At 43.1% G+C, this 15,815-nt stretch carries 12 protein-coding genes; 11 read left to right on the top strand and 1 reads right to left on the bottom strand.

The annotated features are described in order from the left end of the window. Positions 1–24 precede the first annotated feature (24 nt). The 9 genes from dnaK to mtaB all read left to right on the top strand — a co-directional run bounded on the left by dnaK (position 25) and on the right by mtaB (position 9,413). Positions 25–1,863: a molecular chaperone DnaK gene (dnaK, locus tag AC1DOK_RS14680; RefSeq protein WP_477555038.1), complete on the top strand. Its 1,839-nt coding sequence runs from the start codon at positions 25–27 to the stop codon at positions 1,861–1,863. A gap of 104 nt (positions 1,864–1,967) precedes the next feature. Next, positions 1,968–3,089, top strand: coding sequence for a molecular chaperone DnaJ (dnaJ, locus tag AC1DOK_RS14685; RefSeq protein WP_477555039.1), 1,122 nt, complete (start codon positions 1,968–1,970; stop codon positions 3,087–3,089). A 118-nt stretch (positions 3,090–3,207) separates the two neighbouring features. Beyond that, entirely contained in the window at positions 3,208–3,405 is a 198-nt protein-coding gene (locus AC1DOK_RS14690; RefSeq protein WP_477555040.1) for a YfhD family protein, read from the top strand. A 126-nt stretch (positions 3,406–3,531) separates the two neighbouring features. Continuing rightward, positions 3,532–4,233 (top strand): ABC transporter ATP-binding protein, encoded by a 702-nt coding sequence (locus AC1DOK_RS14695; protein ID WP_477555041.1) that lies wholly within the window; start codon positions 3,532–3,534, stop codon positions 4,231–4,233. Next, a complete protein-coding gene (locus tag AC1DOK_RS14700) occupies positions 4,154–5,452 on the top strand; it encodes an ABC transporter permease (protein ID WP_477555122.1) in 1,299 nt (432 codons plus the stop codon). Before AC1DOK_RS14695 ends, AC1DOK_RS14700 begins: the two co-directional genes overlap by 80 nt. A 97-nt stretch (positions 5,453–5,549) precedes the next feature. Continuing rightward, a complete protein-coding gene (gene prmA / locus AC1DOK_RS14705; RefSeq protein ID WP_477555042.1) occupies positions 5,550–6,518 on the top strand; it encodes a 50S ribosomal protein L11 methyltransferase in 969 nt (322 codons plus the stop codon). A gap of 10 nt (positions 6,519–6,528) precedes the next feature. Beyond that, on the top strand, positions 6,529–7,200 hold the full coding sequence (locus tag AC1DOK_RS14710) for a site-2 protease family protein (protein WP_477555043.1): 672 nt from the start codon (positions 6,529–6,531) through the stop codon (positions 7,198–7,200). Positions 7,201–7,321: 121 nt separating this feature from the next. Continuing rightward, a complete protein-coding gene (locus AC1DOK_RS14715; RefSeq protein WP_477555044.1) occupies positions 7,322–8,080 on the top strand; it encodes a 16S rRNA (uracil(1498)-N(3))-methyltransferase in 759 nt (252 codons plus the stop codon). Continuing rightward, the gene (gene mtaB, locus AC1DOK_RS14720; RefSeq protein ID WP_477555045.1) at positions 8,073–9,413 is read left to right on the top strand and encodes a tRNA (N(6)-L-threonylcarbamoyladenosine(37)-C(2))-methylthiotransferase MtaB; all 1,341 of its coding nucleotides are present in this window, start codon (positions 8,073–8,075) and stop codon (positions 9,411–9,413) included. Before AC1DOK_RS14715 ends, mtaB begins: the two co-directional genes overlap by 8 nt. Positions 9,414–9,497: 84 nt before the next feature. On the opposite strand, the gene AC1DOK_RS14725 is transcribed toward mtaB, so the two are convergent. Further along, complete coding sequence (locus AC1DOK_RS14725) at positions 9,498–10,475, bottom strand: Na/Pi cotransporter family protein (protein WP_477555046.1); 978 nt, start codon at positions 10,473–10,475, stop codon at positions 9,498–9,500. 165 nt (positions 10,476–10,640) lie between these two features. Between AC1DOK_RS14725 and AC1DOK_RS14730 the strand changes: the two genes are divergently transcribed. Together AC1DOK_RS14730 and addB are read left to right on the top strand one after the other, a co-directional pair. Further along, positions 10,641–12,008 carry a class I SAM-dependent rRNA methyltransferase gene (locus AC1DOK_RS14730; protein ID WP_477555047.1) on the top strand — a complete coding sequence of 456 codons (1,368 nt, stop codon included), beginning with the start codon at positions 10,641–10,643 and terminating at the stop codon, positions 12,006–12,008. Positions 12,009–12,245: 237 nt separating this feature from the next. Then, positions 12,246–15,809 carry a helicase-exonuclease AddAB subunit AddB gene (gene addB / locus AC1DOK_RS14735; RefSeq protein WP_477555048.1) on the top strand — a complete coding sequence of 1,188 codons (3,564 nt, stop codon included), beginning with the start codon at positions 12,246–12,248 and terminating at the stop codon, positions 15,807–15,809. Positions 15,810–15,815: the final 6 nt, after the last annotated feature.

Genomic DNA, 15,815 nt, shown 5'->3' on the forward strand with positions numbered 1-15,815 from the left:
AGAATATCAAGGAGGAACAAAGAAATGAGTAAAGTAATTGGTATTGACTTAGGAACAACAAATTCATGTGTAGCAGTAATGGAAGGCGGCGAAGCCGTTATTATCCCTAACCCGGAAGGCAACAGAACAACGCCTTCAGTTGTAGGTTTTAAGAAAGATGGAGAGCGTATCGTAGGTGAAACTGCTAAACGTCAATCCATTACAAATCCAGATCGTACAGTTATGTCGATCAAGAGATATATGGGTACAAACCATAAAGAAACAATTGATGGCACAGACTACACACCACAAGAAATTTCAGCTATTATTTTGCAAAAACTAAAAGCAGATGCTGAAGCTTATCTTGGAACATCTGTAACACAAGCGGTTATTACGGTTCCAGCGTATTTTAACGACTCACAGCGTCAAGCAACAAAGGATGCAGGTAAAATTGCTGGTCTTGAAGTATTGCGTATCGTAAATGAGCCGACAGCGGCTGCACTTGCGTATGGTATGGAAAAAACGGAAGATCATACAATTCTTGTATTTGACCTTGGTGGTGGTACGTTCGACGTATCTATCCTAGAACTAGGCGACGGTTTCTTCGAAGTAAAAGCAACTTCTGGTGACAATCACTTAGGTGGCGACGACTTTGACCAAGTGATCATCGATTACCTAGTAAGCGAGTTCAAGAAAGAACAAGGTATTGATCTAAGTAAAGATAAAGCTGCAGTACAGCGTTTGAAAGATGCAGCAGAGAAAGCTAAGAAAGAACTATCCGGTGTTGTTACATCAACGGTTTCACTTCCATTTATTACAGTAGTAGATGGCGTACCACAGCACTTGGAAATGAACCTTACTCGTGCTAAATTTGAAGAATTGTCCGCTTCACTTGTTGAGCGTACATTAGGACCTACACGTCAAGCATTAAGTGATGCTGGTCTTACAGCTAATGATATTAACCGTGTCGTATTAGTTGGTGGATCAACTCGTATTCCTGCAGTTGTAGAAGCTATTAAGAAACTAACAGGTAAAGATCCACATAAAGGTGTTAATCCGGATGAAGTGGTTGCACTTGGTGCAGCAGTTCAAGCTGGCGTATTGACTGGTGACGTTAAAGACGTAGTTCTTCTCGACGTAACACCATTGTCACTTGGTATTGAAACAGCTGGTGGCGTATTTACCAAAATGATTGATCGTAATACAACGATTCCAACAAGTAAGTCACAAGTTTACTCCACATATGCCGACAACCAAACAAGCGTAGAAATTCACGTGTTGCAAGGTGAGCGTCAAATGGCTGCAGGTAACAAAACACTTGGACGCTTTATGCTTGGAGATATTCCTCCAGCACCGCGCGGCATTCCACAAGTCGAAGTTACTTTTGACATCGATGCGAACGGAATCGTGAACGTATCTGCTTTGGATAAAGGTACTGGTAAGAGCCAGAAGATCACAATTACTTCATCATCCGGTTTGTCAGATGCTGAAATCGAACAAATGATGAAGGATGCAGAATTGCATGCGGAAGAAGATCGCAAACGTAAAGAGCTAGTAGAAGCTCGTAACAATGCGGATCAACTTGTGTATACTGTTGACAAGACTATTAAAGATCTTGGCGATAAAGTAGATCAAGGTGAAATTGATAAAGCGACTGCTGCTAAAGAGAAGGTAACGAAAGCTCTTGAAGGCGATGACGTGGAAGCTATTAAATCAGCAACAGAAGAATTGACTGAAGTTGTACAACAATTGTCTGTCAAACTTTATGAGCAAGCTGCTGCAGCTGGCGCTGGTGCCGAGGGTGCAAATGCAACTGAAGGTGAAGCAAAACGCGATAATGTTGTTGATGCTGATTATGAAGTTGTGGACGAAGACAAGAAGTAAGAATTAGTAAGTTCAAACATGATAGTCAAAGCTTGCCGAGAGGCAGCTTTGACTTTCGTTTGTGAATATGTATGTATAAGTTAGCAATAAGTGGGAGTGGAACAATGAGTAAACGCGATTATTACGAGGTGTTAGGGGTTAACAAGGATGCCTCGCCAGATGATTTAAAAAAAGCATACCGCAAGCTCGCACGCGAGTTTCATCCTGACGTTAACAAAGCTCCCGATGCTGAGGAAAAGTTTAAAGAAGCAAAGGAAGCCTACGATGTCTTAGGTGACGATCAGAAGCGTGCAACATATGATCAATATGGACATGTGGATCCGAATCAAGGTATGGGCGGCGGCTTTAATGGCGGCGATTTTGGTGGATTTGGCGATATATTCGATATGTTCTTCGGCGGCGGTGGTGGTGGAAGACGTAATCCGAATGCACCACAACGTGGAAATGATTTGCAATATACAATGACAATCGAGTTCAAAGAAGCAGTATTCGGTAAGGAATTAGACATTACAATTCCACGTACTGAGAATTGTGATACATGTAGTGGTTCGGGTGCTAAACCTGGAACTAAGCCAGAGGCTTGTACAGTATGTCACGGTTCAGGTCAGCAGGAGGTTGTTCAGAATACACCGTTTGGTCGTGTTGTGAATCGTCGTGCTTGTTCAAGCTGTAGTGGATCCGGAAAAATTATCAAGCAAAAATGCGGAACTTGTCATGGCGCTGGTAAAGTTAAGAAGCAACGCACGATCCATATTAAAATCCCTGCAGGGGTTGATGACGGTGCTCAGCTGCGTGTAAGTGGTGAAGGTGAAGCGGGAACACGTGGAGGTCCTTCAGGAGATTTATACGTTGTTATTCGTGTGAAAACGCATGACTTCTTCGAACGTGAAGGTGACGATATTTATTGTGAAGTTCCACTTACGTTTGCACAGGTAGCTCTGGGCGATGAAATTGAGATTCCAACCTTGACCGAGAAGGTGAAGTTGAAGATACCATCAGGTACGCAAACAGGGACTTATTTCCGTCTTAAGGGTAAAGGTGTTCCACATTTACGCGGATATGGTCAAGGCGATCAGCATGTTAAAGTAACCGTCGTTACACCAAATAATATGACCGATGAGCAGAAGACTTTGCTTCGTCAGTTTGCATCGTTAAATGGCGAGAATACGCATGAACAGCAAGGGTCGATGTTCACTCGATTCAAAAAAGCTTTGTTCGGCGAATAGAATAGCTTATCGTCTAGAACCCAGCGATTTATAAATCATGCTGGGTTCTAGCATATTTAATAGTTAACTTGTACATAATACTTCTGTTATTTAGCAAAGCAACAACAGGAGGAACGATATGACACAAAATAATTCAAGTAACAATCAAAGTGAACAAAGTCAATTAATTACCTCACCTCAATCACAGAAGTTACCCGTTGGGGAGAATGAGGATGTAGAGTTTGCTTCTGAGCAAGCCGATGCTGAAGATTTGGAAGCTGTGATGAGAGCGAATGCGGCTGATCAAAGACAACAGGAAGAAGACAGTTCTCTATAATACGAGAGAACTTATAAAGCATGTAAGCTCAAGTAATAGTCTGACGACTGTTGCTTGAGTTTTCTTTATGTTATGATCCAACTAGGTTATTAGAATGGTGTAAAGAATGGTAGGTTGAGGCCTAAGATGAATACTGTATTGAAAGTAAGTATCGAGCAAGCGGGGTATAGTCAAGCAGAAGCAACAATTCATAATATCTCGTTCATGCTTCAGCAAGGTCAACTAATAGGGTTAATTGGTCCTAACGGGGCTGGTAAAAGTACGACTATCAAAAGCATTTTAGGTTTACTCCCCTATTGTGAAGGTCAAATAGAGTTTGTAGGAGAGAAATCTAGATATGCCTACATACCAGAGCATCCAATTCTATATGAAGAGTTAACATTATGGGAGCATCTACGTCTAGCTGCTTCAGTCTATGAAATGAGCGAAGATAAATTTATTGCTAGAGCAGAGGAGTTGCTTAAGCAGTTTCATTTAACTGATGTAAAGCATCATTTGCCAGGCAGCTTCTCCAAAGGTATGCAGCAGAAAGTAATGCTAATCATTGGGTTTATGAATCGACCTGATGTATATATCGTGGACGAGCCTTTTATTGGACTAGACCCACATGCTACTAAAGATTTATTAGCCATGCTAGATGAAGAGAAAGAACGGGGTGCAGGTATTCTCATGTCTACCCATGTGCTGGATACGGCTGAGAGAATATGTGATGGTTTTGTCCTTCTGTCAGGTGGTACGATCGTTGCAAATGGAACACTTGGGGAAATTCAAGAACAAGCAGGCCTCACGGGTGCTGCGTTGTTCGATTGTTTCCACCAATTGGTATAATACGATGACACCATTAAAGCTCTTTATTCATAGAATGTTCGCCAATGTTAAATTTCAATTGCGTGCGATTTCTATTGTAGTAGACTGGATTGTAGCGATATACATAGTAGTTCCTGCGCTTTTCATTGGTGGGGTAATCTACACTCAAATGTGGTCAGAGATGCCCTCTTGGATTGCTTTGATTCCTGTTCAATTGGTGATGGGGATCATTTATTTTGCTGCTTGTACAGGAGCTTATCGGTACTTTATACAAGCAGGGGATCAGTTATTTATCATTTGTAATCAGGCATGGATACAGGCTCAAATACGTTATGGTTTTATGTATTCCCTGTTTATGAAGGTCATTCAAACAACGATTATACTTGCGTTAACAGCTCCGCTTCTCGTAAAGCAGTTTCAGATCAGTGTTTCTAGTATGATTAGCTTACTCTTATTTTCGGCGGTGTATGGTCTTGTTGTTGCATTTGCCAATGAGAGGATCGCCTTTAAATTTGATGGAATTAAGCAGTATATGATGCAGATCATATTATATGGCGTAGGATATTATATTTATTTGAATGGAGCTCAATTAATAGTTGAATATGTACTAGTCGGTTATGTACTAACCTTACTGGTTATTCTACTATTGCTGCTTCTAAGCTACTTGAGATTGGGTTGGAAGGGAACTTATTTATTCGATATTGAACGTGAATACAAAGCTAGAACAAAGCTTTTATCTCTGATCATGAAGGATGAAGCCGCATTTAAAGTTCCATCTAGACGGAAGCGACCGCTTCTGTTCCCTCGTTCACAGAGATTATTCCGCAAATTAACTCCTTCTAATGGAGTTGCAGAATTCATGATAAAAGGCTTTTTTCGTAGTGGTTCACAAATGCTTTCTTATGTACAGCTTATTTCAACTGCCATTGTAGGTTTATGGCTTGCTCCTGCTGTGTCAAAGTGGATACTATGGGCATTCGTGGCATTTGTACTTGTGACATGGGCGAAAATGAAGAACAGACATACATTAACTGAGGATATTATGATGTTATTTCGTATAGAAGGTTCAGCTCAGATTCAAGCAGTGACGATTGCCTCCTTTTGGATGGCTTTACCCGCTGTTGGATTACTTAGTATTTGGCTTGGATTATTAATGTATGGCTGGATTGGTATACCGATAATGATGATAATTTCGCCTCTTGTTTGTAAGCTTGTAAGCTCAACCTTGTCTAGCTTTTGAACACTGCATGCTTGAATTTTACCAGAGGGGCAATCGTATAGTACAATATACCAATATGCTTAGATGACAACTAGTGATGATAATGGGGGCAATACACATGAAATGGCATGAAATAACGATTCACACAACAGAAGAAGCAATTGAAATGATCTCGAATTTTATACATGAGCTTGGAGCTGGGGGAGTAGCAATCGAGGAATCCGGTACTTTGAATAAAGTGCGCGATACTTCCTTCGGTCAATTGTATGATCAGCCGTTAAATGATATCCCTGAGGGAAGAGCGGTTATTCAGGGCTATTTTGATGAAACAATGGATATGGCTGTGGTGATGGCTGAGCTGCAAGAACGTGTTGCAGAGCTGACGCAATATGATATAGATACAGGTAGTCCAATTTATGGGTTGAAGCTTGTAGATGATGAGGACTGGGCTACAGCATGGAAACAGTACTTTAAGCCAATTAAAGTATCCGAACACTTGACCATTAAGCCGACTTGGGAAGATTATACAGCAGCAGAAGGCGAGATCATTATAGAGCTCGATCCTGGAATGGCTTTCGGTACAGGTACTCACGCTACGACTTCTCTATGCCTTCAGATGCTTGAGAAATACATGAACGGTGGCGAGGATGTTATTGATGTGGGGACAGGCTCTGGCGTGTTAGCAATAGCTGCTGCCAAGCTTGGTGCGCGTCAAGTACTCGCTGTTGATCTTGATCCAGTTGCTATTCATAGTGCGAACGAGAATACGGTACAGAACCATCTTGAAAATCAAATTAATGTGAAATTAAGTGATCTATTAGGCGTATTGAAGGAAAATGAAGCTGGAGCGGAGCTGAATGTTCAGTTGCCAGTTCAGATTGTGGTTGCGAACATTCTAGCAGAAATCATCTTGTTATTCATACAAGACGTCTATGATGTATTACAACCAGGCGGTATTTATGTCACTTCAGGTATCATTCAGTCTAAGGAACATTTAGTGGAGCAAGGATTATTAGAAGTGAATTTCGAGATTATTGAGAAGAGCTACGATGGAGATTGGGTTGCAATCGTGGCAAGGAAGAGATAGGTGATCGATTTTGGATAGTTTTTTGCATTACCCGCTTGATTGGATACCATTTGTTTTACTTGTCTTGATGATTTCATTATCCGTTCATGAATTTGCACATGCTTATTCAGCTGATAAATTCGGTGATCCTACACCACGAAGTATGGGGCGGGTTACACTGAACCCTATGCGGCATTTAGATGTTTTTGGTACGTTATTATTTGTTCTTGTTGGGTTCGGATGGGCTAAGCCTGTACTTGTCAGCCCTTCTAAATTTCGCAATCCACGATTGATGAATGTAATTGTTTCTTTTCTTGGACCATTCTCCAATCTCGTACTTGGATTCATTGGAACGCTAATTTATTATATTGTTACCCATACAGGACTCATCGCTGGGTGGTCATCAGGTGCAATAGAAGCCATGATGCTGTTCCTTTCTTTATTCGTGCAATTAAATGTATTGCTGTTCATTCTTAATTTAATTCCAATTCCACCGCTTGACGGGTATCGAATTTTGGAAAGTGTCTTGCCTTACCGTATAATGGCGAAAATAAGACCATATGAACAATGGACCGTATATATTCTTTTGTTATTAGTTTTCATTCGTCCTTTGTACAATATAACTTTAGGACCAATCTTTGGACTAACAAAGCCGATTATTTTGTTCTTTAATCAGGTGGCTCAGGCGATTTTTCCATTCTAGTTAATGTGAGGTATGGGTAGCTTTTCGTAAACAAAAGTTGTAAGATGTTAGGTGCATGTTTATGTTTAGAATGAGATATACGCTAAGTAATAGGATATTTAATATAGAAATTGGTGAATAAATGCAACGTTATTTTATAGCATCAAAACAATTTGGCGACAATAGAGTTACGATTACTGACGACGATGCCCATCATCTGACCCGCGTTATGCGGGCTGAAATTGGGGACAAATGTATATGCACGGATGGACTTGATCGTGAAGCTCTAGTGAAGATTGTTGCAATAGAAAAGGGTATCGTAGAAGCGGAAATCATTGAACGATTGCCAATGACAGCGGAGCCAGCGGTTAACGTATGGATTGCACAGTCTTTACCTAAAGGTGATAAGCTTGAGCTTGTTATTCAAAAAGGGACAGAGATTGGAGCCGTCGGATTCATTCCTTTCGTCTCCGAACGTACGGTTGTGCAATACGATGCGAAGAAAGAAGCTAAGCGTGTAGAACGCTGGGGTAAGATTGCGAAAGAAGCAGCTGAGCAGGCACATCGCAACCGGATTCCTGCGATTGATTCTGTACGGAGCTTTAAACAACTGCTTTCACTTGTCAGCGAGTTTGATGCGGCTTGGATTTGTTATGAGCAAGAAGAGGGTACAACGTTTCGTTCGCTTGTGCGCGAATCCTTGAAGAATAAAGCTGCCAAATTGTTAATTATCGTCGGTCCTGAAGGTGGTTTTACAACAGGAGAGGTAGAAGCAGCAACTGCTGCAGGAGTTAAGTCTGTTTCATTAGGAAGAAGAATATTACGCACGGAGACCGCAGCTATGGTTGGGCTTACGTGTATATTATATGAATCTGGAGAAATGGGGGATAGCTTTGAGTAGAATTGCCTTTCATACACTGGGTTGTAAAGTGAATTTTTACGATACAGAAGCTATTTGGCAACAGTTCAAGAACGAAGGTTATGAGCAAGTTGATTTTGAAGAAACAGCTGAAGTGTATGTGATTAACACTTGTACAGTGACGAATACGGGTGATAAGAAAAGTAGACAGATGATCCGCCGAGCTATTCGCCGGAATCCGGATGCAATTGTTGCTGTTACCGGCTGTTATGCACAAACATCATCAGCAGAAATCATGGATATTCCTGGGGTTGACCTCGTTATTGGGACACAGGATCGCGATAAGATTGTTCAATATGTACATGAGATTGAGGCGCAAAGACAGCCAATCAATGCGGTACGTAACATTATGAAGACACGTCAGTTTGAAGAACTGGATGTTCCGGATTTTGCCGATCGTACGCGTGCTTTTCTCAAAATTCAAGAGGGCTGCAATAACTTCTGCACCTTCTGTATCATTCCATGGTCAAGAGGGTTAATGCGTTCTCGTGAGCCTGAAAGTGTCATTAAGCAAGCACGTATGCTAGTTGATGCAGGGTTTCAAGAGCTTGTGCTCACTGGTATTCACACAGGTGGCTATGGCGAAGATATAGAGAACTATTCACTTGCTAAATTGCTGTGGGATCTTGATAAAGTTGAAGGTCTAAAGCGTATTCGTATCTCATCTATCGAGGCGAGTCAAATTACGGATGAAGTGCTCGAAGTGCTGAATGCATCGGACAAAATGTGCCGTCATTTGCACATTCCATTGCAAGCAGGTAATGATGCTGTATTAGCACGTATGCGTCGTAAGTATACAACAGCTGAATTTGCTCGTAAGATTGAGCTCATTCGTCAAGCACTGCCTGACGTGGGCATCACAACAGATGTGATTGTTGGTTTCCCAGGTGAAACAGATGAAATGTTCCAAGAAGGATTGAAGTTTATGGAAGAGATGCAGTTCTCCGAAATGCATGTATTCCCTTATTCTCGACGTACGGGTACACCAGCTGCACGTATGGAAGATCAGATTGATGAAGAAGTGAAGAATGATCGTGTTCATCAAGTAATTGATCTATCCGAGCGGATGCAGCTAGCTTATGCAGAGCAATTCGTTGGAGGTACGTTCGAGGTAATTCCAGAGCATACAAGTAAAGAGTTAGTAGCCAAGGGGCAACTTCTTGGATATTCCGATAATTATTTGCATATTGCTTTTGAGGGCAGCCCGGAATTAGCTGGTAAGCTATGTCGCGTTAAACTTCTAGAAGCTGGTGTGAATGTGTGTAAAGGTAAGCTTATCGAAGTCGTGCAGCCAGCAATTGCTGTAAATCAATAAATAATAGGAAAGAGGAGGATTTCATGACGCACCAGGCGTAGTGAAATCCTTTCTTTAGTGAATAAGAAAGGATAAGTTTTGCACCTATACCTGCAATGGGGGAATCTTGGTTCGATTCCAGTAGGGCAGGTAGCAGAGCGGCAATGCAAGTAGGGAACTGCTTACATTGAAGATGGTCTGCGCATGTGCGATTTGTACGGCGGGAAGGTCGCTGAACCAAGAAGCAATCGTTGTGAGCTCTGTTATGAACGGGTAGAATAGCAGGACGCCTCCAATATTAAGTGCAATATGCGCCCAGGCTACCAACGTAGCTGCGCGTGTTCCGCCAATGGAGGCTAGCCAAGCTGTAATGCAGGTGCCGATATTGGCACCTAAGGTAACAGCGACGCCAAGCTCGGGCGATAGGCTGCCGGAAGCTGCAAGACCCATTGCGAGCGCAATGACAGCGGCGGAGGAGTGGATGAGCGCTGTGACGACAACGCCCGCGAGTACAGCCCACAGCAAGCCGCTGCCGGATTGCTCGGCAAACCATGCGAACAGCCCGCGTGCCTCTAAGGCGGGGCCAATGGTCTGCATGGTTTGGATGCCGAGCAGGACCAGCGCGAAGCCAGCTGCCGCAGCAGATCCGCAGCGTGCATGGCGAAGCCAGCTGCCTGTTTGTTCTGCCGCTGCTTCACCCGGGATCAGCAGCGAAGCCAGCCATACACTTGTCGCTGTAAGCAGCAGCGGCATACCGACGTTGCCTAGGCTCGCACCGATTAGCTCTGTCGTTAGGGTTGTGCCGATGTTCGTGCCTAAGATAATGCCGAGCGTTTGCGAGAATCTCAGCAAGCCCGCATTGACGAAGCCGATAGTGATCACGGTAATCGCAGAGGAGCTTTGGAGCAGCGCAGTCAGTGCTGTGCCAGCGGCCATACCATGAAGCGGTGTCTTTGTTAGTCGATCCATCCATTTGTTCAGCGATGGCCCCGCCCATGCGTGCATCGCCCATTCCATCATTTTCATACCCATTAAGAATAAGGCAAGTCCAATTAATATTGGCACAATAATAGCGTTAAACATGAATGATCTCCTTTATTAAGGCTTATAAGACATTATTCATTACTATATGAATGACATGAGACAAGCATGACCAATGAATCGGGGCAAAAAGAGACAGTTTGACTTCTTTATATTTCAAGCCAGATCATAATGACGATATTCATCAAACACTTAAGGAGATGTTGTATGTCAGCAGTTTACTTACATAAGAATCGCAAACGTCGATTAGAAGGTAGTCATCCATGGGTTTATGCTTCAGAAATCGAACGAGTAGAAGGTAATCCAGAGCCGGGAACGATCGTGTCTATTCATAATCATGTCGGCATGTATTTGGCATCGGGATACTATAATGCGCAGTCCCAAATTACCGTACGTATTATGGCGTACGAGCCTTTAACAGATACAGACACGGCGTTCTTTGTAGAACGATTTCGTCGTTGCTTAGAGCATCGTGAGCGGTTTGTTGCTGGAGAGAGCTCTTATCGGGCTGTATTTGGCGAAGCTGATTTTCTTCCTGGATTGATTGTCGATAAATTTGATGATGTTCTCGTCGTTCAAATATTGACGCTTGGCATGGATGTAAGACGTGACCAAATAACAGAGGCACTTGTCGAAGTATTTCAACCAAAGGGGATCTATGAACGCAGTGATGTAAGTATCCGTAAGCTAGAAGGTCTTGAAGAAGTTAAAGGTGTGCTATATGGAGATTGTCCTCAGCATGTACAAGTGACAGAGAATGGCTTAAAGCTTGAAGTGGACGTCATCGAAGGTCAAAAAACAGGATATTTCTTTGATCAGAGGGAGAACCGTGCTGCAATTGCACCACTCATGAAGGGCTGGGGGAAACGCAGTGGGATTGAGCTGAGAGAGGTAGAATCAGAGGATGGAGTACGTAAGCTTCTCCCGGTTAATTCGAACGATAAAGTTGTCTCGTTCCCATACTGGGACGGAGCAACGGTACTTGAGTGCTTCTCACATACGGGATCTTTCACATTGAACGCATGCAAGCATGGTGCTAAGAAAGTCACCTGTCTCGACATTTCAGAGCATGCTATTGAGAGCGCTCGTCGTAATGTAGAGCTGAATGGATTTCAGGAGCGTGTGGAATTTGTTGTAGCTGATGCTTTTGATTATTTACGTGAGCAGGTTAAAGGCGTTGAAGATCGGAAGCGCCGAGCTGATGCAGCAACTGGCAAAATCGATACCTCTAAACCAATTAGCAGTAGTCGTACATGGGATGTAGTCATTCTAGATCCGCCAGCTTTTGCTAAGACAAGGGGCGCGGTTGAAGGTGCCTGCCGTGGATATAAAGATATTAATCTACAAGGAATGAAGCTCGTTAACGAAGGCGGTTATTTAGTTACAGCGAGCTGTTCTTATCATATGAAGCCAGAGCTATTCCTAGAAACAATCCATGCGGCTGCAACTGATGCACGCAAAGTGCTCCGATTGATTGAATTCCGAGCTGCGGGTAAAGATCATCCACGTATCTTAGGTGTTGATGAAGGTAATTATTTGAAGTTTGCTATCTTTGAGGTGCGTAGTAGAGGATAAATAAGCAAAGAGACATCAGGGCTGTTCCAGGCAGAAGGATATTCTTCCGCCTGGAACAGTTTTTTTGTTTAGTAAATCGAACGTATGTGCTATCATAAAGAGTGAATTATATCCAAAATAATCAGTAGATGAGCTCGTATGTTAAAATAAAACTACTTTCGTTTAATCGGCTTACACAAAGAATGTGTAGGATTTGTTTATATCTTATTAGCTTATTGAAAAGGGGGAGTCTGCCAGATGTCTGTCAAATTTGTCATTGGACGAGCAGGGAGTGGCAAAAGTCGCTACTGCTTGGAAGAAATCCGTGAATTGCTCGTAGAGGAGCCAGATGGCAGTCCACTTATTCTGCTTGTTCCACAACAAGCAACGCATCAGATGGAGAAGGAAATCGTTTCAACTCCAGGTTTAGGTGGAATGATAAGGGCGCAAGCGCTTAGCTTTCATCGTCTGGCGCTTCGTGTGATGCAGGAGGAAGGCGGAACGGCTCGCGTACCGATTGATGAAATTGGGAAGCAGCTATTGCTTCATCGTGTTCTATATGAACGACAGGATGCGCTTAGTTTCTTTAAAGGAACTTACCAGCAGCAAGGGATTATGGATCGCATGGGCCAGCTGTTTACAGAGTGGAAGCGCTATGCCATGCTGCCGGACATGCTTCGTGACCGTGTACAGCAAGGCGAAACTACACATGCATTCTCGCAATCACTTGGCATGAAGCTGCAAGATCTAACGATGATCTATGATGACTTTGAGAAGCATCTAGCGCAGCAATATTTAGATGGAGAAGATGTGCTAACCCTGATGATCGACCAGATTGCTGGTTCAGAGTGGCTCGCTTCAGCACGTATATGGATTGATGGCTTTCATGGCTTTACCCCGCAAGAGCTAGCAGTAGTAGAAAGGTTGATGATTCGTTGTAAGGAAGTTACAGTGGCCCTTACACTCGATCGATCTTATGATACTCACGACTCTTTGAATGAGCTTGACTTGTTCCACCCGACCGCAAGGACGATGCAGGAGTTACAGAGAAGATTAGCTGAAATTGGATTACCAGAAGGAACCGTTATTCTTTTGGACGACAAGGCAAATAACCGGTTTATGGGAAGTCCTATGCTTGCGGCACTTGAGCAGCAGTTTGGACAAGCTAGCAGTGGTAAGCGATATGTTTATCATCAGGCGGATCAACCTTCAGGAGATGATTCAGTTCCTCAGCAATCACAGATTATCCTAGCATCTAGTGCAAACCGCAGAGCAGAAGTGGATGGTGTATGCAGGGAAATGCTGCGTCTTGCTCGTGAAGAAGGGGTTAGATGGCGCGATTTAGCGGTGATGGTGCGAAATATGGAGGACTATGGTGATCTCCTATCTACTGCATTAACGGATTATGACATTCCTTTTTTCCTTGATCACAAAAGATCCGTACTCCATCATCCTCTCATTGAATTCATCCGCTCAGCACTTGAGACTATTCTGCATAATTGGCATTATGATGCCGTATTTCGCTGTGCGAAAACGGATTTCCTTCTGCCTTGGGGGAAGGATCAAGAAGATCGTGTTTTAAGGCGTGAAATGGATGTGCTAGAAAATTACGTTCTTGCTTTTGGAATTAAGGGAAGCAGATGGACGAGTGATAAAGAGTGGACGTTTCGTGAGCGAATGTCACTAGAAGGCACTGACACTGCAAATAGTACAGAGATTGAGCACTTACACCGAATACATGTTGCACGCAATTGGGTTGCAGAACCACTCAAATTGTTTGCCAATAAGCTTAAGCAAGCAAGTCATGTTCAAGGACAGGTTGAGGCTTTATACGAGCTGCTTGTTCATGTCCATGCACCAGAGCGACTTGAGTATTGGAGTATATTAAGCGCTGAAGAAGGTAACCCCGAAAAGTCCAAAGAACATATGCAAATGTGGAATAGAGTCATGGATGTACTGGATCAGTTAGTCGAAATGCTAGGAGACCAGACTGTGTCTACTGATTTATTCGCTTCCCTGCTTGATACAGGTTTTGACAGTATTTCGATGGGACTTGTACCGCCCTCACTTGATGAAGTCTTGATTGGTACACCAGATCGCACGAGATCAGGAGCTGTTACACATGCATTTATTCTTGGTGTGAATGAAGGCGTGATGCCGAAAAGATTAACAGAGGATGGTCTACTATCAGAGAGAGAACGTGAATCATTAGTTCTTTCTGGTGTTAGCATGGCAGAGAGTGCAAGAAGGAAGCTGCTGGATGAGCAATTTATTATCTATAATGCTCTAGCAACGCCAAGTAAGTGTCTGTGGCTTAGTTTTCCGTTAGCGGATGAGGAAGGGAAGGGCTTATTGCCATCTGAAATCATCAGGCGAGTACACCGTATGTTTCCGGAGACGAAAGTGAGACAAATTGCTGCGGAGCCTTCTTCAGTCATGTCCGAGATGGAACAGCTGGCTTATGTAGTTCATCCTAAGCAAGCTTTTGCCTATTTGAATGTTCAACTCAAAAGAGCTGTTTCGAATGAACCAATTCACCCATTATGGTGGCATGTATATAACTGGCTTCACTCGAAAGAAGACTGGAACTTAAAGCTAAGTGGATTAGTCAAAGCACTTCAATATGATAATGATGAAGCCGATATGCCAAATCAAACAAGTAGAGAATTATATGGAAACCATTTATTAGCGAGCGTATCCAGAATGGAACGATTTGCTGCATGTCCATTCTCTCATTTCGTGTCACATGGATTAAGGCTTAAGGAACGCCGTATATTTGCGCTTGAAGCACCTGATATTGGACAACTGTTTCATGCTGCATTAAGTGAATTTGCTCAAGGGTTGATGCGTGATGGATTGGACTGGGGAGAGCTGTCAGGTGAGGAATGCCGTATTCGCTCAGATCAAGTGGTTGAGTTAATGACACCGAAGCTTCCTGGTGAAATTCTCCTGAGTACACAGCGATATCGTCATGTTGCTCATAAGCTGCGTGATGTGATTGGCCGTGCTTCTGTCATGCTGTCTGAGCAATCACGTCAAGGGGATTTCAAACCATATGCGACAGAGCTTGATTTTGGCCCTGGCAAGACACTGCCACCATTAACATTTAGACTTGATAACGGAACATTGATGGAAATTATCGGACGTATTGATCGCGTGGATCGAGCAGATACCGAGAAGGGTCCCTTGCTTCGGATTATTGATTATAAATCATCGTCTACTGCACTTGATCTATCTGAGGTTTATTACGGAATATCCTTACAAATGCTGACTTATCTTGATGTTGTGATTACGCATTCTGAAACATGGCTTGGCTCGGAAGCTAGACCAGCAGGTGTACTATACTTCCATGTGCACGACCCGTTACTTCTGAACAAGAATAAACCAACGCCAGAGAAGGCAACACAGGATTTACGTAAGAGCTTCCGGATGAAGGGAATGCTGAATGCTGATTCCAATATTATTAGTAAGATGGATCATACGTTAAGTGAAGGAACTGGTAAATCTGAATGGCTGCCTGTTGGCTATACGAAGGATGGCGGATTCCGCAAAGATGCTTCCGTAGCAACTGATGAAGAGTGGACTCATATGCGTTCGTTCGTTCGCAGTCAGATCAAACGTATAGGAACAGGGATTACAGATGGGCAAGTTCAGATTAACCCTTATCGTATGGGTAATCATACTGCATGCAATCAGTGTTCTTATAAATCCGTTTGTCAATTTGAGCCTAATCTAGCGGGGAACGGATATCAGACATGGAGGAAATTAGATGGTGCTACGCTGCAGTCCGCATTTACACTAGCGGACAATACTGAGCAGTAGCGGAAA

The organism is Paenibacillus sp. P5_B5 (genome assembly GCF_056400365.1).

What these genes read in the sequence shown, in the direction of transcription:
- dnaK (WP_477555038.1), top strand. Translation starts at nt 25, where the DNA reads ATGAGTAAAGTAATTGGTATTGACTTAGGAACAACAAATTCATGTGTA.
- AC1DOK_RS14700 (WP_477555122.1), top strand. Translation starts at nt 4,154, where the DNA reads ATGGAACACTTGGGGAAATTCAAGAACAAGCAGGCCTCACGGGTGCTG.
- AC1DOK_RS14690 (WP_477555040.1), top strand. Translation starts at nt 3,208, where the DNA reads ATGACACAAAATAATTCAAGTAACAATCAAAGTGAACAAAGTCAATTA.
- AC1DOK_RS14715 (WP_477555044.1), top strand. Translation starts at nt 7,322, where the DNA reads ATGCAACGTTATTTTATAGCATCAAAACAATTTGGCGACAATAGAGTT.
- AC1DOK_RS14725 (WP_477555046.1), bottom strand. Translation starts at nt 10,475, where the DNA reads ATGTTTAACGCTATTATTGTGCCAATATTAATTGGACTTGCCTTATTC.
- AC1DOK_RS14695 (WP_477555041.1), top strand. Translation starts at nt 3,532, where the DNA reads ATGAATACTGTATTGAAAGTAAGTATCGAGCAAGCGGGGTATAGTCAA.
- dnaJ (WP_477555039.1), top strand. Translation starts at nt 1,968, where the DNA reads ATGAGTAAACGCGATTATTACGAGGTGTTAGGGGTTAACAAGGATGCC.
- addB (WP_477555048.1), top strand. Translation starts at nt 12,246, where the DNA reads ATGTCTGTCAAATTTGTCATTGGACGAGCAGGGAGTGGCAAAAGTCGC.
- prmA (WP_477555042.1), top strand. Translation starts at nt 5,550, where the DNA reads ATGAAATGGCATGAAATAACGATTCACACAACAGAAGAAGCAATTGAA.
- AC1DOK_RS14730 (WP_477555047.1), top strand. Translation starts at nt 10,641, where the DNA reads ATGTCAGCAGTTTACTTACATAAGAATCGCAAACGTCGATTAGAAGGT.